11 protein-coding genes and 1 pseudogene are annotated in these 17,512 nt (G+C 56.4%); 6 read left to right on the top strand and 6 right to left on the bottom strand.

All coding sequences use genetic code 11. The features are described 5' to 3' along the window. From GJ700_RS32365 to GJ700_RS32350, 4 genes are all read right to left on the bottom strand, one after another. Window positions 1–1,158, bottom strand: a complete 1,158-nt coding sequence (locus GJ700_RS32365; RefSeq protein ID WP_154381900.1) for a carboxylate--amine ligase — start codon at window positions 1,156–1,158, stop codon at window positions 1–3. 8 nt (window positions 1,159–1,166) lie between these two features. Next, complete coding sequence (locus GJ700_RS32360; RefSeq protein WP_154381898.1) at window positions 1,167–2,669, bottom strand: lipopolysaccharide biosynthesis protein; 1,503 nt, start codon at window positions 2,667–2,669, stop codon at window positions 1,167–1,169. A gap of 248 nt (window positions 2,670–2,917) precedes the next feature. Further along, on the bottom strand, window positions 2,918–4,030 hold the full coding sequence (locus GJ700_RS32355) for a HupE/UreJ family protein (RefSeq protein ID WP_154381896.1): 1,113 nt from the start codon (window positions 4,028–4,030) through the stop codon (window positions 2,918–2,920). Further along, window positions 4,031–6,169, bottom strand: a complete 2,139-nt coding sequence (locus GJ700_RS32350) for a YHYH protein (protein ID WP_154381894.1) — start codon at window positions 6,167–6,169, stop codon at window positions 4,031–4,033. 223 nt (window positions 6,170–6,392) lie between these two features. Here GJ700_RS32350 and guaD point away from each other — a divergent pair, with 223 nt between their 5' ends. Then, a complete protein-coding gene (gene guaD / locus GJ700_RS32345; RefSeq protein ID WP_371868232.1) occupies window positions 6,393–7,823 on the top strand; it encodes a guanine deaminase in 1,431 nt (476 codons plus the stop codon). 12 nt (window positions 7,824–7,835) lie between these two features. Here guaD and GJ700_RS32340 read toward each other — a convergent pair whose 3' ends face one another. After that, window positions 7,836–9,374: a spermine/spermidine synthase domain-containing protein gene (locus GJ700_RS32340; protein ID WP_154381892.1), complete on the bottom strand. Its 1,539-nt coding sequence runs from the start codon at window positions 9,372–9,374 to the stop codon at window positions 7,836–7,838. Continuing rightward, complete coding sequence (locus tag GJ700_RS32335; RefSeq protein ID WP_371868230.1) at window positions 9,371–9,976, bottom strand: fused MFS/spermidine synthase; 606 nt, start codon at window positions 9,974–9,976, stop codon at window positions 9,371–9,373. Before GJ700_RS32335 ends, GJ700_RS32340 begins: the two co-directional genes overlap by 4 nt. 629 nt (window positions 9,977–10,605) lie before the next feature. On the opposite strand from GJ700_RS32335, the pseudogene GJ700_RS35960 reads away from it, so the two are divergent. The 5 genes and pseudogenes from GJ700_RS35960 to GJ700_RS32310 form a co-directional block, all read left to right on the top strand. Then, window positions 10,606–10,759, top strand: a pseudogene (locus GJ700_RS35960) (VapC toxin family PIN domain ribonuclease); the annotation flags it as partial. A 1,341-nt stretch (window positions 10,760–12,100) separates the two neighbouring features. Next, the gene (locus tag GJ700_RS32325; RefSeq protein ID WP_154381890.1) at window positions 12,101–14,149 is read left to right on the top strand and encodes a hypothetical protein; all 2,049 of its coding nucleotides are present in this window, start codon (window positions 12,101–12,103) and stop codon (window positions 14,147–14,149) included. Then, on the top strand, window positions 14,149–15,735 hold the full coding sequence (locus tag GJ700_RS32320) for a metallophosphoesterase (RefSeq protein WP_154381888.1): 1,587 nt from the start codon (window positions 14,149–14,151) through the stop codon (window positions 15,733–15,735). The genes GJ700_RS32325 and GJ700_RS32320 overlap by 1 nt, the downstream gene beginning before the upstream one ends. A gap of 97 nt (window positions 15,736–15,832) precedes the next feature. Then, entirely contained in the window at window positions 15,833–16,765 is a 933-nt protein-coding gene (locus tag GJ700_RS32315; protein ID WP_154381886.1) for a hypothetical protein, read from the top strand. 10 nt (window positions 16,766–16,775) lie between these two features. Next, the gene (locus GJ700_RS32310) at window positions 16,776–17,402 is read left to right on the top strand and encodes a hypothetical protein (RefSeq protein ID WP_154381884.1); all 627 of its coding nucleotides are present in this window, start codon (window positions 16,776–16,778) and stop codon (window positions 17,400–17,402) included. Window positions 17,403–17,512: the final 110 nt, after the last annotated feature.

Below are 17,512 nucleotides of genomic sequence, written 5' to 3'. Positions count from 1 at the left end.
TCAGCCCGCCAGGCCCAGCTTGCTCTTCACGCGATGGACGAACAGGTCGATGCCCGGCACCGGATCGTTCCAGCGGAAGTACGCGTCATAGATGGCGTGCGATTGCGAGCGCGCATCGGGGCCATCCTGGCTTTCCTGCTGCGACCAGCGGTCCGCCTGCGGGTCGCGCCAGATCCGGGGCACGGCCGGCTTTTGCGGCGCCGCCTGCGGCAGGCCCAGTTCATAGCAATAGGCGGCCAGCGGCAGGTTGACGCCGTTGATGGACGCCACTTCTTCCTGGAAGTCGGTGCGCGCCACTGTCGGCTCCACCATGTAGAACTTGTTGTCGCGCAGGTCGCGCTTGTATTCCATGCTGCCCATGCCCGTGAAGCCCACGTCGCGGAAGAAGCGGGTGGTCATGGCGGCCAGTTCGCGGTCTTCTTCCCATGCGGCCGTGCAACTGGCCGTGCCGCCGATGCGGGGCGGCCACGAACGGATTTTGCGGCCCGTGAACGACGCGCACGGTTCGCCATCGGCGCCGATGTATTGCAGGCAGAAATAGATTTCCGAATCGCTGCCTTCGATCCATTCCTGCACGATCATGTCAGCCAGCACCGGGTGGATTTCACGGTACTGTTTCGCCGCCTCTTCGGCCGACATCATCTTGTACGCCTTCTTGAATTTCGCGCCGTATTCGTAGCTTTTTTCGCTGGGCTTCAGCACGCACGGATACGTCAAGGCTTCGATTTTCGGCAAGTCTTCCAGGCCCGCCAGGCGCACGGCGCGCGGCACGGCGGAATGGCAGGCTTCGGCCAGTTCCTGGAAACCCTGCTTGTGCATCAGCGCCAGCAGGCGCTCGTGTTCCGGCAGGCGCACCAGGTAGCGGCCGGCCAGGCGCTCACGCTGTTCCGACACGGACACCACGGTTTTTTCTTCCGTCAGGAACAGCGGCACGGGTTTGCCGAAGCCGCGCGCCAGCTCATCGAGCGTGGCGAACAGGGGCTCGCCTTCCAGCGCCTGGCACTGCACCTTGCGCCCGTGGCGCGACCGCATGGCGGGCGCAGTAGGGTCGCTGTCGACGACGATGACCGGCACCCCTGCGCTGCCCAGGCTGCGCACGATGCCCAATGCATTCAATCCCCCACCCAGCACGACGGCTGGCGTTTCATATCTGGCCATACTGCTCCTCAAATCTGTTCGCAGCGGGTAAACGGCCAGCGGTTCAGGCGCTGCTTCGATATGCCGACATCCAGCATAATCTGGCGCAATTCCGACAAGCCGTTACGGTCCCCGTACACGATCCACAATCCATACGCGATGGCGCCCGTCGCCACTTCCAGCACCAGCATCGCCGGCACCGGCAAGCCCGCCGCCAGGCCGGCCCAGCGCACCACCAGCACGCACACCGCCATCACGCAGGCCGCCAGCAACACGGGCGCCAGGTTGCTGTAGTAGTCCCGCATGCGCATGCCGATCACGCCGCACGCATTCGACAGCAGGCGCACCGACAGGATCGGGTACACCACGGCCCAGACGATCGACACGCCGCGCAAGCCATCGAGCCAGGCGCCGGCCAGCACGGCGGGCGCCATCGTCATGCCGCACAGCAATGTGTACGCCGACAGTTTTTTCGCGTGCCCGGTGCCGATCAACAGTTGCGAGAGCAGCGGATCGACGGATTTGATCAAGCCCATCAGGCACAGCGCGGCAAACGGCAGTTGCACTTCCGCCCATTCCGGTCCCAGCACCACGGGGATCAGTTCATGCGACGACACCAGCATCCCGACCAGCGCCGGATAGGTGACGTAGGCCAGCGCACGCGTCAGCGACAGCACGGCGCCGCGCAAGCGTTCATGGTCGTCCTGCAGCTTGGCAAACACCGGCGAGGCGACATTGGTGACCATGGTGGTGATTTGCCCGGTCGGCAAGGTCGCCAGCGAAAACGCCATTTCATAGATACCCAGCGCGCGGCTGCCCAGCACCTTGCCGATAACGAGCTTGTCCACGCTGGAATAGATGTAATAAAAGATGCGGCTGGCCGTCACGTGGATGCCATACGTCACCAGACCGGCGGCGGCGCGGTAGCCGACACGGCCGCGCGGACGCCACGGCGACAGGTAAAACGTTCCGATCGCCTGCACCACGTTTTGCACCACGAAGCTCGACACCAGCGCCCAGACGCCGTAACCGGCGGCCGCCAGCGCCAGGCACACGGCGGTCTGGATCAGCACCGACAGGAAATTGATGCCGGCAATGGCCTTGAAATGCATTTCCTTGCGCAGGAATGCCTGCGGCACCGTAAACGTCGCGCCGATAAAGAAGGCCGACGCCAGCACGGCAATCATGGCTTGCAGCCGCGCATCGCCAAAATAGTGGGCAAACACGCCGCCCAGCAAGCCCGTCACCAGCGCCAGCACGGCGCCCGTCATGATGGAAATGGCAAAACAGCCATTCACTTCTTCGTCGGTGAGCTTTTCTTTCTGGACGATGGCCGAACCGATGCCCACGTCATTGAAAAACGACACGAACCCAATCACCACCATGGCCAGCGCCATCAAGCCATAATCGGCCGGGGTCAGCAACCGCGCCAGCACCAGCGTCGACGCCAGCGACACGATCTTTCCCGCCGCTCCGCCCAAGCCAAGGTGCCCCATCGCCCTTACAGTTTTTTGGCGGAGATCGTTGCTCATAATCAGGGCTTCTTCAGGGTTCGGATTGACATTCTTGCGCCACAGCAACGATCATCAACTGCAATGACCGCGTCGGAGGTGGGTGTAAGACAGACGCGCGTAGCAGTTACGCGTGCGCTAGGGAAACTTCACCAATGATATTATTTTCGTGCAGTTTTCGCAATCGATGTTCCCGTACATCAGGAATTACAGGCTGTAGTATTGCCTGTAATTCCTTGTATCTTCCCTGTATTTCCGCTTTATTTCTATTAAGCAACGATACGTTCCACCAGCCACCATGCACCCGTGGCGGCGGCCACGGCCGACCCGCCGCGCATCAACCGTGGCTGCCAATGCGCGGGCAAGCGGCGCGTCACCAGCACCAGCAACGCCAGTACCGCCGACACAAAGGCGACCTGGCCCAGCTCGACGCCCACGTTAAATGCAAACAAACTCAGCGCACGGTTGCCGCTCGACAAGCCCATTTCCACCAGTACGGTGGCGATACCGAGCCCGTGCAGCAAGCCGCAGGCAAATACCAGCCAGGGCCGGTGCCGGGCGGAAGCCGGTCCGCGCCACAGGTTATCCAGCGCCATCAGCACGATGCTGGCGGCGATCAGCGGTTCCACCACGGCAGACGGCGCGCTGACATAGCCGAGCGCGGACGCCACCAGCGTGATGCTGTGTGCAACGGTAAAGCTGGTGACCACCGCCAGCCAGTAGCGCCAGCCGGCGCCCACCACCAGCACGGTCAGCAGGAACAGCAAGTGGTCCGGGCCCAGCAGGATATGTTCGGCGCCCAGCCGCGTGAAGTCCTGGAACACGGCCCACGGCCCCGCGAAATACTGGTGCGCGTGGCGCTCGCGCGTCAGCACCGCCAGCTCCGTTTCGTCGCCCCGGATCACTTGCAAGGCCAACCGTTTGCCGGCGGTGGCGTCCGCATGGAACATGCGCACGGAGATGTACGGCGCGGTGACAGGCCCGTCCCACTGGTAGCGCCGCAACAGCGCAAATTCCGCTTCGCCCTGCCCCTGCTCCGTGCCGGGCCCCGGGTGCGACAGCAGCATGTCTTCGAACAGCACGCGGCCCAGCGGCCCGTGCGGGCCATTGCTGCGCAGCTCGAACATGGCGTTCAGCTGCATGCTCAGCATGTCGCGGTGCGCATTGATTTCCGCGGCGTTGATCAGGCCATCGTGGTTGTCGTCGAAGCCGGCCAGCGCGGCGACGGGGACGGCCACCGTGACATAGGCGGAGTCGCCCACCAGCCGTATCGCCCCCTGCCCGGACGGCATCAGGTGCGCCCATGCCACCGGTACGGCCAGCATGGCGCACAACATCAGCCATACCAGCCGCCCCCACCGCCAGGACTTGCCAGACATCATTTACCTGCCGCCAGTGGTCGACGATGCGGTGCCTTTCACGCAGCGCTGGATGTACGGATAGCTGTCCGTGATGTAGTAGTGGTAAATCCCGTTCGGGAATTCCGGCGTGACGCCCGTACGGCCGTTGCACTCGTCCAGGTCGCCCAGGCCGGCCACGTATTCATAATCCTGCGTGAACGTGCCCATGGCGGCAATCGACGTGGAAGGCCGGCCGCTTGACGCCGTGGTCTTCATGCGATAGCTGGACGTCATGACTTTCACGCCGCTGGTGGCGTCGCCGGCCGTCTTGTAGCCATAGCGCGCATAGATCGGGAAGCCGTCGACGGCGAAGCCGACCAGCGTCATGGTGGACGTGCCTTTGCCCAGCTTGGTGATGTATTCCTCCGGCATGCCGTGGTAGTGATAAGCGCCGTCCGGCTGCACGTGCGCATTGTTGGTATCGGTGCCGAACTTGAAGTAGGTCTGGTTCAGCGCTTCGATTTTCCACACGCCCGCGTTCTGATAGCTTTCCGCCGTCGACGGGTCGTACTTCACGCTGTTCATCGCGTAACCGAGGATATGGTCGACCGCCGTGCCGGTGCTGCTGACAACGGCCGGCGTGACCGTGGTGGTGAAGTCGACCGTGATCTGGCCGATGGTATTCGGATTGCCGGAATTCGGGAACGTGCCTACCTTGTGATCCGGCACGCCATTGCCCGTGAAGCGGCGCTGCGTGCTGGTGCAGCTGACCGCCGCCGTGCTGGCCATGCTGGTGGTGGGATTGGTGGTGCTGTTGGTATAGCTGCAATACACGCCCGCCGTGGTGCTGGTGCCGGATGACGTGCTGCCGGCCGTCGGCGTCACCGTGACCGTCGCCGAGGCGGCGCTGGAACCGGCCGAATTGGCGGCTTTCACGCTGCAGACGTACGCGGTGCCGTTGGTCAGGCCCGTGACGGCGACGGGGCTGGCGGTGCCGGTCGCGGTCTTGGTGGCGCCGCCGCCCGTGCAGCTGACGGTATAGCCGGTAATGGCGGCGCCGCCCGTCGACGTGGGGGCCGTGAACGCGATGCTGGCGCTGGTGCTGGCCGCCGTGGCCGCGCCGATGGTGGGCGCGCCCGGCACGGTCACGCTCGGGGTGACCGGATCGGTCGGCGTGGTGGCGCCCGCCGGCGTCACCGTCACAGTGCCGGACGCCAGGCTGCTGCCCTGCGCATTGGCGGCTTTGACGGAACAGGTGTACGCCACACCGTTGGTCAGGCCCGTCACCAGCAAGGGGCTGGTCAGGCCGGTGGCGGTCTTGCTGACATTGTTGCCGCTGCAGGTGGCGGTATAGCCGGTGATGGTGCTGCCGCCATTCGATGCCGGCGCCGTATACGCGATGCTGGCCGTGCCATTGCCGGCCGTGCCCGCGCCAATGGTGGGTGCGCCCGGCACGGTGGTGACGGCGATGCGGCTCATCGGCGTATAGCGGATGCCGTTGGCGATGGTGGGCGCCACGGCGTCATAGTTTTCTTTGCCGGCGGCAAAGAAGGACAGCACGTTGTCGACCGTATCGAGCTTCTTGTCGAGGATGTTGAGCCAATAGGCGTAACCGGCCTGGTCCGGGTCGCGGTGCAGCACGTTGCGGTAAAACGCGTTGACCATGTCACCGTTGGAGGGATTGGCGCCATACAGGCTTTTGAATTCCGCGGAAGCGATGAACGATGCGGACACGGCGTTCATGCTGATGCCGTCGTCCAGCACGCTGATCCAGTAACCCAGGCCCGCCACGTCCGGCGTGCGGTTCAGCGCCGCCTGGTACAGGCGGTAAGCCTTGCCGGGGATGCCGTCCACATCGAGGCTGATATTGGTGTCGGCAAATTGCAGGCGCTGCGTACGCGTCACCGTCACGGCGCCATCGCTGCCTTCGGTATCCGTCACCGTATAGCCGGTGCCGCTGGCGGCGATCGTGTAGCGGCTGGCATTGCCCGCAAACGCCACGGTCGCCACGCCATTGGTCGCGGTGCTGTTGACAGGCGCGCCCTGCACCGCGCCGCCCATCAGTGCACGCACCGCCTGGCTGGCGCCCGCGCCGGTATCGGTGGACCCGCCACAGCCGGCCAGCAAGGCGGCACAGGCAGCCAGCACGGCGCCGGCCATTGGTTTCAGATGCACTGTCATGGTTTCCCCCAAGGATTTTTATTGCTGTTCATTATCAATCGGAAATATGGAGAAATTATGCACAGGGGGGCGAGGCTGTCGCCAATATGTTGTTTATCCGCACAACATATTGGATGCATTAATGACACATAATCGAATAAATATAATGCGCAAATAGCACTCCTTTAGATTTTGTAGCGGCATTAAAACCTGCCAAAACAATTTAAAAATGGAGACTTAAAAAGTGAAACTTTCTACATGCTATAAAGCTTTAATTACCGCTGCTGTACTTTCATTTACTGCCCCTGCTTTTGCGCAATATCAAACCACGGCATATCGGGCCTCGATCCTGCATTTCGTGGCGGATCCCGCTGTCAGCCAGACGCCCTATGAATACTACGAAGACGGCGTGCTGGTGGTGGGCACCGACGGCAAAGTCAAGGCCGTCGGCCCCGCCAATACCGTCCTGAACAATTACCCCTACATTCAAGTTGTCGATTATTCCGGGAAAATATTGATGCCCGGATTTATTGATAGTCACGTGCATTATCCACAAACAGAAATGATTGCTTCTTTCGGGGAACAATTACTCGAGTGGCTGAATACTTATACGTTCCCGACGGAACAGCAATTCTCGAATAAAACTTATGCCAAAGGCGTCGCTAAAACATTTATTAATGAATTAGTTCGTAATGGCACCACGACCGCGCTGGTGTTCGGCACTGTCAGCCCGAATTCCGTTGACGCGCTGTTCGAGGAAGCACAGACGCGCAACATGCGCCTGATTGCCGGCAAGGTCATGATGGACCGCAATGCGCCGGACTACTTGCTGGACACCCCGGCCAGCTCGTATACGGACAGCAAGGCGCTGATCCAGAAATGGCATAAAAACGGCCGCGCACTGTACGCCGTCACGCCCCGCTTCGCCCCGACCTCCACGCCGGAACAGTTGACCAAGGCCGGCCAGTTGCTGCAGGAATTCCCGGATGTGTACATGCACACCCATCTGTCCGAGAACAAGGGTGAAATCGCGTGGGTGCAATCGCTGTTCCCGTCGTCGACCGGCTACCTGGACGTCTATAACAGCTTCGGCCTGTCGCGCAACCGCTCCGTCTACGCGCACGGCGTGCACTTGCGCGACGATGAATTCCAGTCGCTGGCGCAAACCGGCTCGGCCATCGCGTTTTGCCCGACCTCGAACATGTTCCTTGGCAGCGGCCTGTTCAACCTGCAAAAGGCGGAACAGTATGGCGTGAAGGTGGGCCTGGGTACGGACGTGGGCGCCGGCACCAGCTTCAATGCGTTCCAGACCATGAATGAAGCGTACAAGATGACGCAGTTGCGCAAGGCGTTTGTCGACGATCCGGACACGGTCAATCCGCTGAAAGCCGTCAAGGCGTATTACCTGGCCACCCTGGGTGCGGCGCGCGCGCTGAGCCTGGAAAACCAGGTCGGCAGCTTCAAGATCGGTAATGAGGCGGACTTTGTCGTCATCAATCCGAATGCCACGGACTTGCTGAAGTTCCGCATGCAAAAGACCACGACCATCGAAGACAAGCTGTTCGTGCTGCAAATGCTGGGCGACGACCGCGCCATCCAGAATACATACGTGATGGGCAAGAAGCAGACCGTCAACGGTTACGGTTCCGGTTATTACCAGTACACGTATAACTAAGATATAAACGCCTCAGTGCCTGGGGGCCCACCCCAGGTTATCCAGCAGGCTGTCGCCGTAGCGGAATTCCGTCAGCATGTTCTGGTCCGTGATGGTGGACAGCCTGCGCCCCGCGCGCCGGGCAAACACGGCTTCGTCATACCGCTCGAAACGCCGGTAATCCTCCCGCACGCGCGCCTGCACGTCCGGCTGCCCGGTATCGACCAGCGCGCCCACACGGCGCACGGCTTCCTCTTCGTCCGGCAAGGCCAGGGTATCGCCCGCCACCACGAAATTACGCAACTTGTAGACATGGCGGAACACGCCGGCGGCCGTCTTGTAGACATCGGGCGCATCGGTGCTATTGAAGGCAATCACGCCGCCTGGACGCAGGTGGCTGCGCGCCATGCGCAGGAAATCGTCGCTGAGCAGCATGGTGACGTAAGCGCGGAAATGGAACGTGGTGTTCATGACCAGCAAATCGTATTGCTCATCCGGATGGCGCTTCAGCCAGCGCCGGCCATCGTCGACATGCAGGACGATACGGGGATCGGCCAGGATGGGCCGCACCGCGTCGTAGCGGCGGATCACGTCCACGTAGCCGGGATTAATTTCCAGCACATCGATGTGCTCCACGCCGGGGAAATTCGCCAGCACGCGCGTCCATGACCCGCCGCTCATGCCCAGCACCAGCACCCGCCTGGGCCGGGGCTGCACGGCAGCCAGCAGGTAGACGCGGGAAATCAGGTTGCTGTCCACCATGTAATCCGTGTTGATGCGGCCATCGTAGGCATTGCCGCCATAGACGATGTCGCCGTCGGCGCCCCCGTCCAGCCAGTGCACAATGCCATAGCGGTTTTCCACGGCGCCCTTGAACGCATGGCCGCCGGTCCCCATGGCGGCCACCAGCCGGCCCAGCCAGACATCGGGTATTGCCGCCACCGTCACCGCCGCCACCAACGTCGCGGCCGCCAGCGCGGGCAGGGCCAAACGGCCGCCGCCCGCGTGCAGGCAAAAGGCGGACACCATCAGAGTCGCGCCCGCCATCAGCGCCAGGCTTTGCTGCAATGTGCACAGTTGCAGCACGATAAAGCCCGTCACCAGCGGGCCCAGCGTGGAACCGGCGATATTGGCGAAATACACGCGCGACACGGACGAACCCACGTTGGCCGCGCTGGCGCTCGACCCCAGGTGGTGCGCAATGGGGAACACCATGCTTTTCAACAGCGCCGTCACCAGCACACACAGCATCAGCACCGCCGTCCCCACGCCGCGCTGCACGCCGAAGGCCATCACCACCAGCCACGGGAACAGCCAGTCCATGACTGCGGCCACCAGCAGGATCACGGCGGCCACGCGGAACAGGTTGCCCTCGCGCGCGCAATAGCGCTTGCCCCAGCAGGCGCCCAGCGCTATGCCCAGCAGGTACAGCGCGAGAATGGCGCCGAACGCCTGCGGGGCGCCGTGGTAAATGAAACCGGCCATGCGCACCCACAGGATTTCCTGGCTCAGGCTCAAAAAGCCCATGAAAAACGACAGCCAGCGCGCCGCGCCCGGGACGCCGCCATTCATGCGCGCCCCCGGCCGTGGCCCACGTAGACCGACCCCGACACCAGGAAATTGCCGGCGGCCGCCAGCCAGATCGACTGGTCCAGTGTCAGGTAGCGGAACAGCAGCACGCCGGCGGCCAGCGCGCCCAGTGCGGCGCCCATGGTATTGGCCCAGTACAGGCTGCCGATCGACAGGCCGACATTGGCATTGTCCCGGAACAGGTGCGCCACCAGCATCGGCAACGTGGCGCCCATCAGACTGGCCGGCAGCAGGATCAGCAGGAAGTTGGCGGCCGCGATCACCGGCAGGCTGCTGTGCAGGAAGCGCGCGCCCACGGCCGGGATCAGCACCGTGCTGGCCAGGCCGAACAAGCCGATGCCCAATTCGCACAGCGCAAACAGTTCGACCGTGCGGTGTCCCAGCCGGTCGGCCAGTTGCCCGCCCGCCAGCGCCCCGCAACCGAGGCCCAGCATGAAGGTGGAGACAATGATGGTGATGGATTCGATATCGACGCCAAAGGCGCCGAACAGCAGGCGCTGCCAGGCGACCTGGTAAATCAGGGCGGAGACGCCGGACAGGAAAAAGACGCCGAGCAGCAGGGGGCGGGAGGATTTACCGGACACGCAGACTCCTGGAAACGGTTGGTGAGTAACCACTTCGGTACTGCAATGCTGAAGATGAATGGAAAATGTACCATGCCTTGTTGGCATGACATTCTGTCGCTAGAACGATAACTTTGCCGCGGCAGGATGCATAACATTGCCAGAGGCGTCTCCCAGGTGCATTCGTCGCCCGGGATGGAATATGCCCGCAGGCCCGCTTTCCGAGGAGCCGGAAGCATAACTTTGCCGTTCCACAATCTCGGAACCATATCGTTGCCGCGTGCTCGTAAGTGGCAGCTGGGAAAACGAACTTGAACAAGTAATTTGAACTTGAGCTAGGTTGCCAGGGTGGCATCCATACGCCTCTGCATCTCCATCAACACAAGCCAGAATTGAAAGCATTTCATGAGACACGGCATCCAGTGAATGCATTTAAATGAAGGGATAGCATAGCTACGCTGACAGTACGGACGCAGCACTGAAGCCGAGGTTAGGGAAATTCTCGCGTTGGCGGTCAAACCGGCAGCCCGTGTACGCATGGGCGATACGCTGGTGGACTTAGGCCACCAAATCGGCTTGACCAATGAGGGGGTTGATGTGCTGGAGCAGGGCCGCGATCAGACGCCGGCTACGCCGCTGGGATTTGACTGATGATGGTGTTGGATGCCAACGTCGTTTCCGAAGCTATGAAACCGGAGCCGCATCCGGTGCGTGCCTGGTTGAACGAGCAGGCCGCCACGACCTTGTACTTGTCCAGCCTGACGCTTGCTGCTATTTAGCATTGCGGCGCTCCCGGTCGGCAAGCCAACCCCGCCCATCCAAGTCCACTATACGAACCAAGGCGCTCGCTAACAGGTCAGGAGTTCTCTTTCTTCGACTTACGCGGCGTAGGTAACTTGCGTATTACGGCCCCTTTTCCCTCAAAAACGATGTTCTCCGCCTTGCCCTCCTCGCGAACAACCCAACGTTCACCGAGCGCATTTAGGAGATGGATTTTTGTTAGGCGACCTGCGTCTACCCCTTCGCACGAAAGACGGCTTCGATCTGTCAATGCCTCCTTGACCAGAAGGCAGGTTGCAGGTGGAAGTACAACTTCGACTGGACGTGGAATGGCAATACCCAGTGGTGAGCAAGATGCGCTACGTTACCTGGAGGAGGAAAGTTGTAATTCCTTATCTCGAAGAACCTTGGATCACAAACTTAGACCCGCAGGGTTGGCGCTAGCTCGTCCTGAAATAAGGGAAATCTATCAACGGATGAGCAATAATCTCGATTGCATCTCGTGGCTATTCCTTTGCAATTAATTCGAGAACAGAAACTGGCTAGCCCAGTGCACGCAAGAATGGATGAAGAGCAAGCACAGCTCGCCCTATACCAGGCGCTTAGCTGCACATCTCGACACCTAATGCGCAGCATAGCTAATGTCTCTTTAATGCCCGATTTCCACAGAGTGCATTCGCACCCTACTTATACTGTAAGAATATCCACAGAATTCGTCTGGTGACTCAAGAGAGGTAATCTCAATTTTTCACAAAGTGTTGCGATTCAACCACTCGTGACAAAAGGTGAGAATGTTGATGCATTTAGCAGCTATGGTTGAAGTAGATCAAAAAACTTTTGGTTGGTTTGTAAAATTGACCTTGTCGTAGACAAACTGTCTGTTCGGGCTATATACAACATAAGCAAGCGCTTCGTCGTGGTTAACGCGCATGGTCCGCACTTTTTATTCCTACTAATACAGCTATCTACACACCTTTCATGCAAAATTAATAATTATTATTACAATAATGTACCTGGCAAAATTTTGAATGAAGAAATTCATTCACGCATTACTTTATTCAATCTTTAACTTTACTGTTTGACAATTTCATTCTGTCCGTTCTTGGAGTCATTATGAATGTCTCAATCGGTTCAGTTTTTATCCGGCTTCTAATTTTATGCTTCACTTTGCCAGCTTTGGCGGAAGATTCCGTTGCCTTTGCGACGCGTACTAGTGTCTGCGTAAATCCAACGACCCCACCCAGAACCGCTCATAGCGTAGAAGAGCAAAAAGCTGCCAAGGAATGCTTGGAGTGGTCGCAGTTCGGAGCAGGTATTTCGATAATTGATCGAAATACTTTCAAGCAATGTGAGGGGGGAGCCCTCATGAGCGACAAATTGCTTCCATTACGGAATTTTCTAAGAGAAGTCCTTTATGCCTACCATGGTAGGTATCCCAGTAATGAAAAGATAAACACCGAGGCGATTTTAAAATCACCCGGGAAGTTTGGTCTGCGGCCAGTGAGAAAAGGGGAATCACGTCTCGGTTCCTTAATGATCTGGCCAAAAAGTGCAGCGTTAGTGGCGGAAGACGGAAATGATACTAATACAGCATTTTCATTGCAAAAAATAGCAGTATGGTATCCGTCGACAAAGAATTGTGGTGCTCTCGAGACAATTACAGTTGACAAACTGGTTTCTCAAACCACGTCACTTACAGATATTCGTTATTTCCAACCGATACATCCACGCCTCTTTTGGAATTCATGGATCGATTCGGATGACGGCAGTGAGCAACCGGTTACTTTGGAAACTGGAAAACTTTATCGATTCAGGCTTGCTTTTTCTGCACTTGATTTTAACGCGCAAAAGAATGGTGCGGACAATCCTCGGGAAAAAATTGAACTACAACAGACAGAGGATTATTTACCTGATTTTGAGCCCTACAACATCACAGTTGTTCCAGTTGGTAAGTTCCGTACTAGAAAACCCCTATTGTCGATGGTCACTATTAGTCGCGATACTCTTACTCGGACCCTTATACAAGATAAGATTACGACAAGAAAACTCAACGAAATGTCGAGAGAGCACAACGCAATCAAGTTTGAGGATGGGGACAACACTATTCTGTCGAGTGCGTTCATCCCGATCGAACCGGGATGTATTTCGTTTGTGGTGGTAGTATCAAGTAAAGCTACTCGGCGCCTTGTAACATCTTGGCGAGTCAATGCTATGGTAGGTGACCAGGATGCAACGCAATGCGTTACTACTTCAATTTCACGTTCCGTGGGACCAAGCGCTATGCCTTGGTTTGAGGTATCGGACGAAAAACAGGCAGTGGCAAGGCTTGGAATCTTGGATTTTGAAGATTTCGCCATTGGTAGTTTTCAGAAGGCACGTGACGCAGACCAAGACCCCATTTCATGGGTACTGAAAGGCCCACTGGAACGAGCACTCCGCGACCTGAGCGAATACATTAATGACAATATAGGGTCCGATGCGCTCGACCTAAAGCTTGTCAGTCGAGAACTGACAAAAACACTTTTTGATTGCGCCACGAACGGCGATAGTGATGAAGATCCATGCGATGGTAATATTGCTCTGCAAGAGCTTCGTTCTCTTGCATCCACATCAAAAAATGATCGAGTGCAAGTAAATTTACGCAACATCGTTGCAAATAGAAATTACTACGCCCCTGTCCAACTGATTAGCTACTCCGAGAGCGAGGCACTAGGAAAGTATCTAGACTTTGTGCAGCCACTACCGATTCCACTACCACCTGTACTCGGCCCTACGAAGTGCATAAGCGACTGGACTTCTGGATTAATTGTAACGGACGCAGCTTTCACTGAAACCTGGCGGCGCACGCTTGTACCTTCAATAGTTGAACCATTGCATCATCGTAGCCCCGCAACATTTGATGACCTAAATCTCCTTAAAGGATATTTAACAAGTAGTTCGCCAATGTGCGAGAGGCCAGAAGCTTTGGTACTGTTGGCACATCACGGCCGTGGATTTCTCGCAGATACACAAAAGAGGAAGAGGATAGAAGGCATTCCCGCAGAGCAGGTTTCGCGAAAATTTAAGAACGGCTCAGTCGGTATTTTGATGGCATGTTCGCTTGGCGCAATTGGGGACAAAGACAATGACGGTGCCATGTTTCTCGAACGATTAAATGAAAAAAACATGCGCGCGGCGGTTATTAGTCCAGTGATTGTGCCTGGTCGATTAGCAGCTCGTTTTCTCGAAAATGTGAAGACTGTGGCATCAAAGCTAGAAAAAGATACGACTCTTTCAGAAATTTTCCGGCTGGCTCGCCAACGGATACTTAACGGCCCTGATCCGCAAGATAACAATGAGGCTGTCCGTATAGCAGCCAACTTTCTCATGATTGTCGGGGATCCCGATACTTCGATCTGTGGAGCGATTAAATAATGCGCAAATGGCTCATTCTGGTCTTGGCATGGTTCGTATCTAGCGCACAAGGCCAATTGCTCTCTCTGTCTACATCAGGTCCTGGCCCACGGCCAATCTTTGTTATCAGCGATCTTCATCTTGGTGTTGGCAAATTGAATGGGCGCTGGCATCCCATGGAGGACTTTCGATGGCCCAAGGCATTCGATGGGTTTCTCAAGCAAGTTAGTGCTGATAACCCGAAGGGGGCACATCTTGTAATTGCAGGTGACTTCCTCGAGTTGTGGCAGCATCCGACAGTGGCATGCGCACAGCTTAAAGACACGGAGTGTGGATGTACGGTCGAAGAAATGCAGCGCATTGTGGATGATGTGCTTACGGCACATCCCGATGAGTTTCGCAGTATCGAAGCATTTTTAGTATCTCCCAATAACGCCGTTACCATTATTCCAGGCAATCATGACGCGGCGCTAATAGATGATGTAATTTGGGAAAGAATCAGTACAAAGATCAATAAAGGAAGGGATCGCTTCACACGAGCCTCAAATGGAAGTTTCACATCCGACGATGGGAAAATTATTGTCGAGCACGGACATCAGCAAGCATTTGATGTGAATTCGTTCCCATATTGGCCAGGGAACGTAAAGCTCTCATGTGGCACCGAAGTGCGTTACTTCCGACCATGGGGCGAGAATTTCGTTCAGTCCTTATACAACGACGTTGAGATTAAGTTTCCTTTGGTCGACAATATCGTGCCTGACTCGGCCGGAGCCCAGATCTATAAGACCTATAGTGAAGAAATTGGCACTAAATGGGCTGATATGGCGAAGTTCATTAAGTTCAACCTATTACAAACTTCGACTTATCAAAAAGTACAGGCACTTAATTTGCCAAATGGAAATGAGGAACTCAGCGAAGAAGAGGTGCAACGTTGTCAAGCATGTCTTAGCGACACGTTACTAACGCTCGAAAACCCATTGGGGCAGAGAACCATAGCAATTGAAAGTGCAGACGCATTACGTGGAGCGCTTAAGGCAACAGCCGAGCAACTGAGACCAGAAGAAGCACGTGCATTGTGTACGCGAATGGCGACATTACAAGGAGGTCAACTCGACCTACAAAGTGCTGGATCGAAGAATCCTCTTTGCGAGAAATCTCTTGCAACAGGAGTGCGGGGAGCCCTTGATCCAGATGGTACAGCGATGGTGAAGCAACGTATTCAGGAATTATACGATCGCCAGAATGGTCGACTGAGTGTGTACGTATATGGCCATACACATGAGTCGAAGAAACCATTCGCCGTCAGAGTAAAAGACGGACTACGCATAAGTGCAGCTAATACCGGTGCTTTTCAGCGTTTGATGAACGTGCAATATCTTGACAGCAAACTCCTACCTAATGAAGGTCGCATTAAGGCGCTAGAGCGGCTGACTCACACCGACTTAGCCTCGTGCTACTCGGTGATCAAACTCGGTTATGACGGGCGTCGTGTAACGAATGAGCTAAAACAGTGGTACATGCCTGAGAGCGAAGAAAAGGGTGTGTTCCTTGATGCATGCGACCCATTGTGTTCTGCTCCACCTGCAAATTGCCCTCTAGGCAAGTAACGTCGTGATTCGCATTCTTTCGTGCCTCGCCCGAGAAGCGTAATGCATTCTCGGTATCGTTCAAGTCACTTGCAAGGAGCCATGCCGAACTGTCGTAATGAAGCTGACATTGAATGCACACGGCTTACCGTGGTACTGCGAATATCTGTGCGGCCGCATGCCAATTCTGCAACGTCAGGTGACTTTTATCGTATTTTTCGAATTAGGATTGTGCCATTCTTATCTTTCATCCCGGCTAAGCGTCTATAGAAAGATGAGTCAGATTTATCGATTGACGGTGAAGTCGGTCGCGTGCATGGATAGCAGTTATAGCAGTGTCAATAGGACTAAAACTAAGGAGGAGAAAATGAGCGAGTGGAGACATTACACCCGAAAAGCAAGTGCGATTGGTAATTGGAAGGCTGAGCTTGAAACTATTCTCAATACTCCCCCTCATAAGAATGGGTTAGAAGCAGTATGCGCTTGCTTATCGGCAGGGGACGACTTTCATGTTTGGGCAAAAGTTCGAGAACCTGGTGACCCGGTTGGCCCAGATTTGGAGTTCGCATTTTTGCCACCCCATGGCTTAGGTACAAATGAAATGTTGAAACTCCTATCGCTAGGTCGGGGCATCCCGGTACAGTACAACGTCGGCAGCCCAGCTCAGATGTGGGTAATTAAGCGCAAAGATTTTCAGATGGGTACCCCGGCTCCAAACTATCAAAATTTGGTATTTACTGCGAGTGATGCCGTGGCTAATGGGACTGGGTGGCCAGCCGCCCTTGAGAACTGGCTCAACTCTTTGCCTATACCTACGGGCCTCAACAAAATTTGGTGCGCGCTTTCTGGGGGAAATGATTTTCACATGTTTGTTGAGCCAGGCCAAAATCCTGATGAAATTAGCTATCTTTACCAAGCGGGAACATTTCCAAATGCCACCTGCATTCAGGATATGGTAGCGCTCCTCAATCGCGGTGAAGGCAAACCCCTAGGTTTTAATGTGGCAACTGCGCCTCAGCTCTGGTATATCGCCAAAGTACCACAGGTTTGAGGTAACAGCGATGTTACAAGACGCTTTCCGACGAAATCTGCTGGCTGCTTCGCTGTTGCTCTCAGGGTGCGTTGCTGATGCCAAAGATGGATGGGCCTATATTCCGCCTGGAGCGTACGTCGGATTTTCTCAGGTAGCCCAGGTGCCTCTGAGAATTCAATTGGATCTTGCTCAAATTCGACGTGCCATGGAACCAGAGATTGCCAAAGCTATCCGCAATGCATCGAGCGGGACCATAGGTGGGATACTCGACGCAGAATTAGTAGGGTTGAATTTTGCGGGTTATGCTGATGGGGCCAATACAATCGAGTTGGATGCATATGTGCGCACCAGTCACTTCGACTGTCATGTTCGCCCCAGATGGCAACTACCTCGAAGAAAGTACGTAGAGGGACGCGTTGTGAATGATGGCAGTAAAACAGATTGCTCCAACGCGTCTATTGTTATTGCACCTTTTATATCGAGCATCGAATCAAAAGTCACTGACCAAATTGTCGAGGCCCTCGACAAAGCGAAGCTCGTGACCGATCCAGAGACATTAGAGGCTTGGAAACGCTACGATCCCAACTGGTGGTCGCAGTTGGTCGAAAAGGCTTACCTCACTATGCACTATTGCCAGGTGTTGCGCGCGGAGTAAAAATGAGCCACTTCGCGCAAAGTAAAACTGAGCCACTTTTTTGTAAAGTCAGGTCTTTTGCGCGAGACCTGAGTGCTACACAAGGAAGAGTGGATGGAAATACATGTGCT

The sequence above is a fragment of the Pseudoduganella rivuli genome, assembly GCF_009674485.1.
Lineage (GTDB): Bacteria > Pseudomonadota > Gammaproteobacteria > Burkholderiales > Burkholderiaceae_D > Rugamonas > Rugamonas rivuli_B.
The sequence above is the reverse complement of the archived record's forward strand: the minus strand, read 5'-3'. Positions and strand labels throughout refer to the sequence as shown.

What these genes read in the sequence shown, in the direction of transcription:
- GJ700_RS32320 (WP_154381888.1), top strand. Translation starts at nt 14,149, where the DNA reads ATGCGCAAATGGCTCATTCTGGTCTTGGCATGGTTCGTATCTAGCGCA.
- GJ700_RS32350 (WP_154381894.1), bottom strand. Translation starts at nt 6,169, where the DNA reads ATGACAGTGCATCTGAAACCAATGGCCGGCGCCGTGCTGGCTGCCTGT.
- GJ700_RS32310 (WP_154381884.1), top strand. Translation starts at nt 16,776, where the DNA reads ATGTTACAAGACGCTTTCCGACGAAATCTGCTGGCTGCTTCGCTGTTG.
- GJ700_RS32355 (WP_154381896.1), bottom strand. Translation starts at nt 4,030, where the DNA reads ATGATGTCTGGCAAGTCCTGGCGGTGGGGGCGGCTGGTATGGCTGATG.
- GJ700_RS32360 (WP_154381898.1), bottom strand. Translation starts at nt 2,669, where the DNA reads ATGAGCAACGATCTCCGCCAAAAAACTGTAAGGGCGATGGGGCACCTT.
- GJ700_RS32315 (WP_154381886.1), top strand. Translation starts at nt 15,833, where the DNA reads ATGAAGCTGACATTGAATGCACACGGCTTACCGTGGTACTGCGAATAT.
- GJ700_RS32325 (WP_154381890.1), top strand. Translation starts at nt 12,101, where the DNA reads ATGAGCGACAAATTGCTTCCATTACGGAATTTTCTAAGAGAAGTCCTT.
- GJ700_RS32365 (WP_154381900.1), bottom strand. Translation starts at nt 1,158, where the DNA reads ATGGCCAGATATGAAACGCCAGCCGTCGTGCTGGGTGGGGGATTGAAT.
- GJ700_RS32340 (WP_154381892.1), bottom strand. Translation starts at nt 9,374, where the DNA reads ATGAATGGCGGCGTCCCGGGCGCGGCGCGCTGGCTGTCGTTTTTCATG.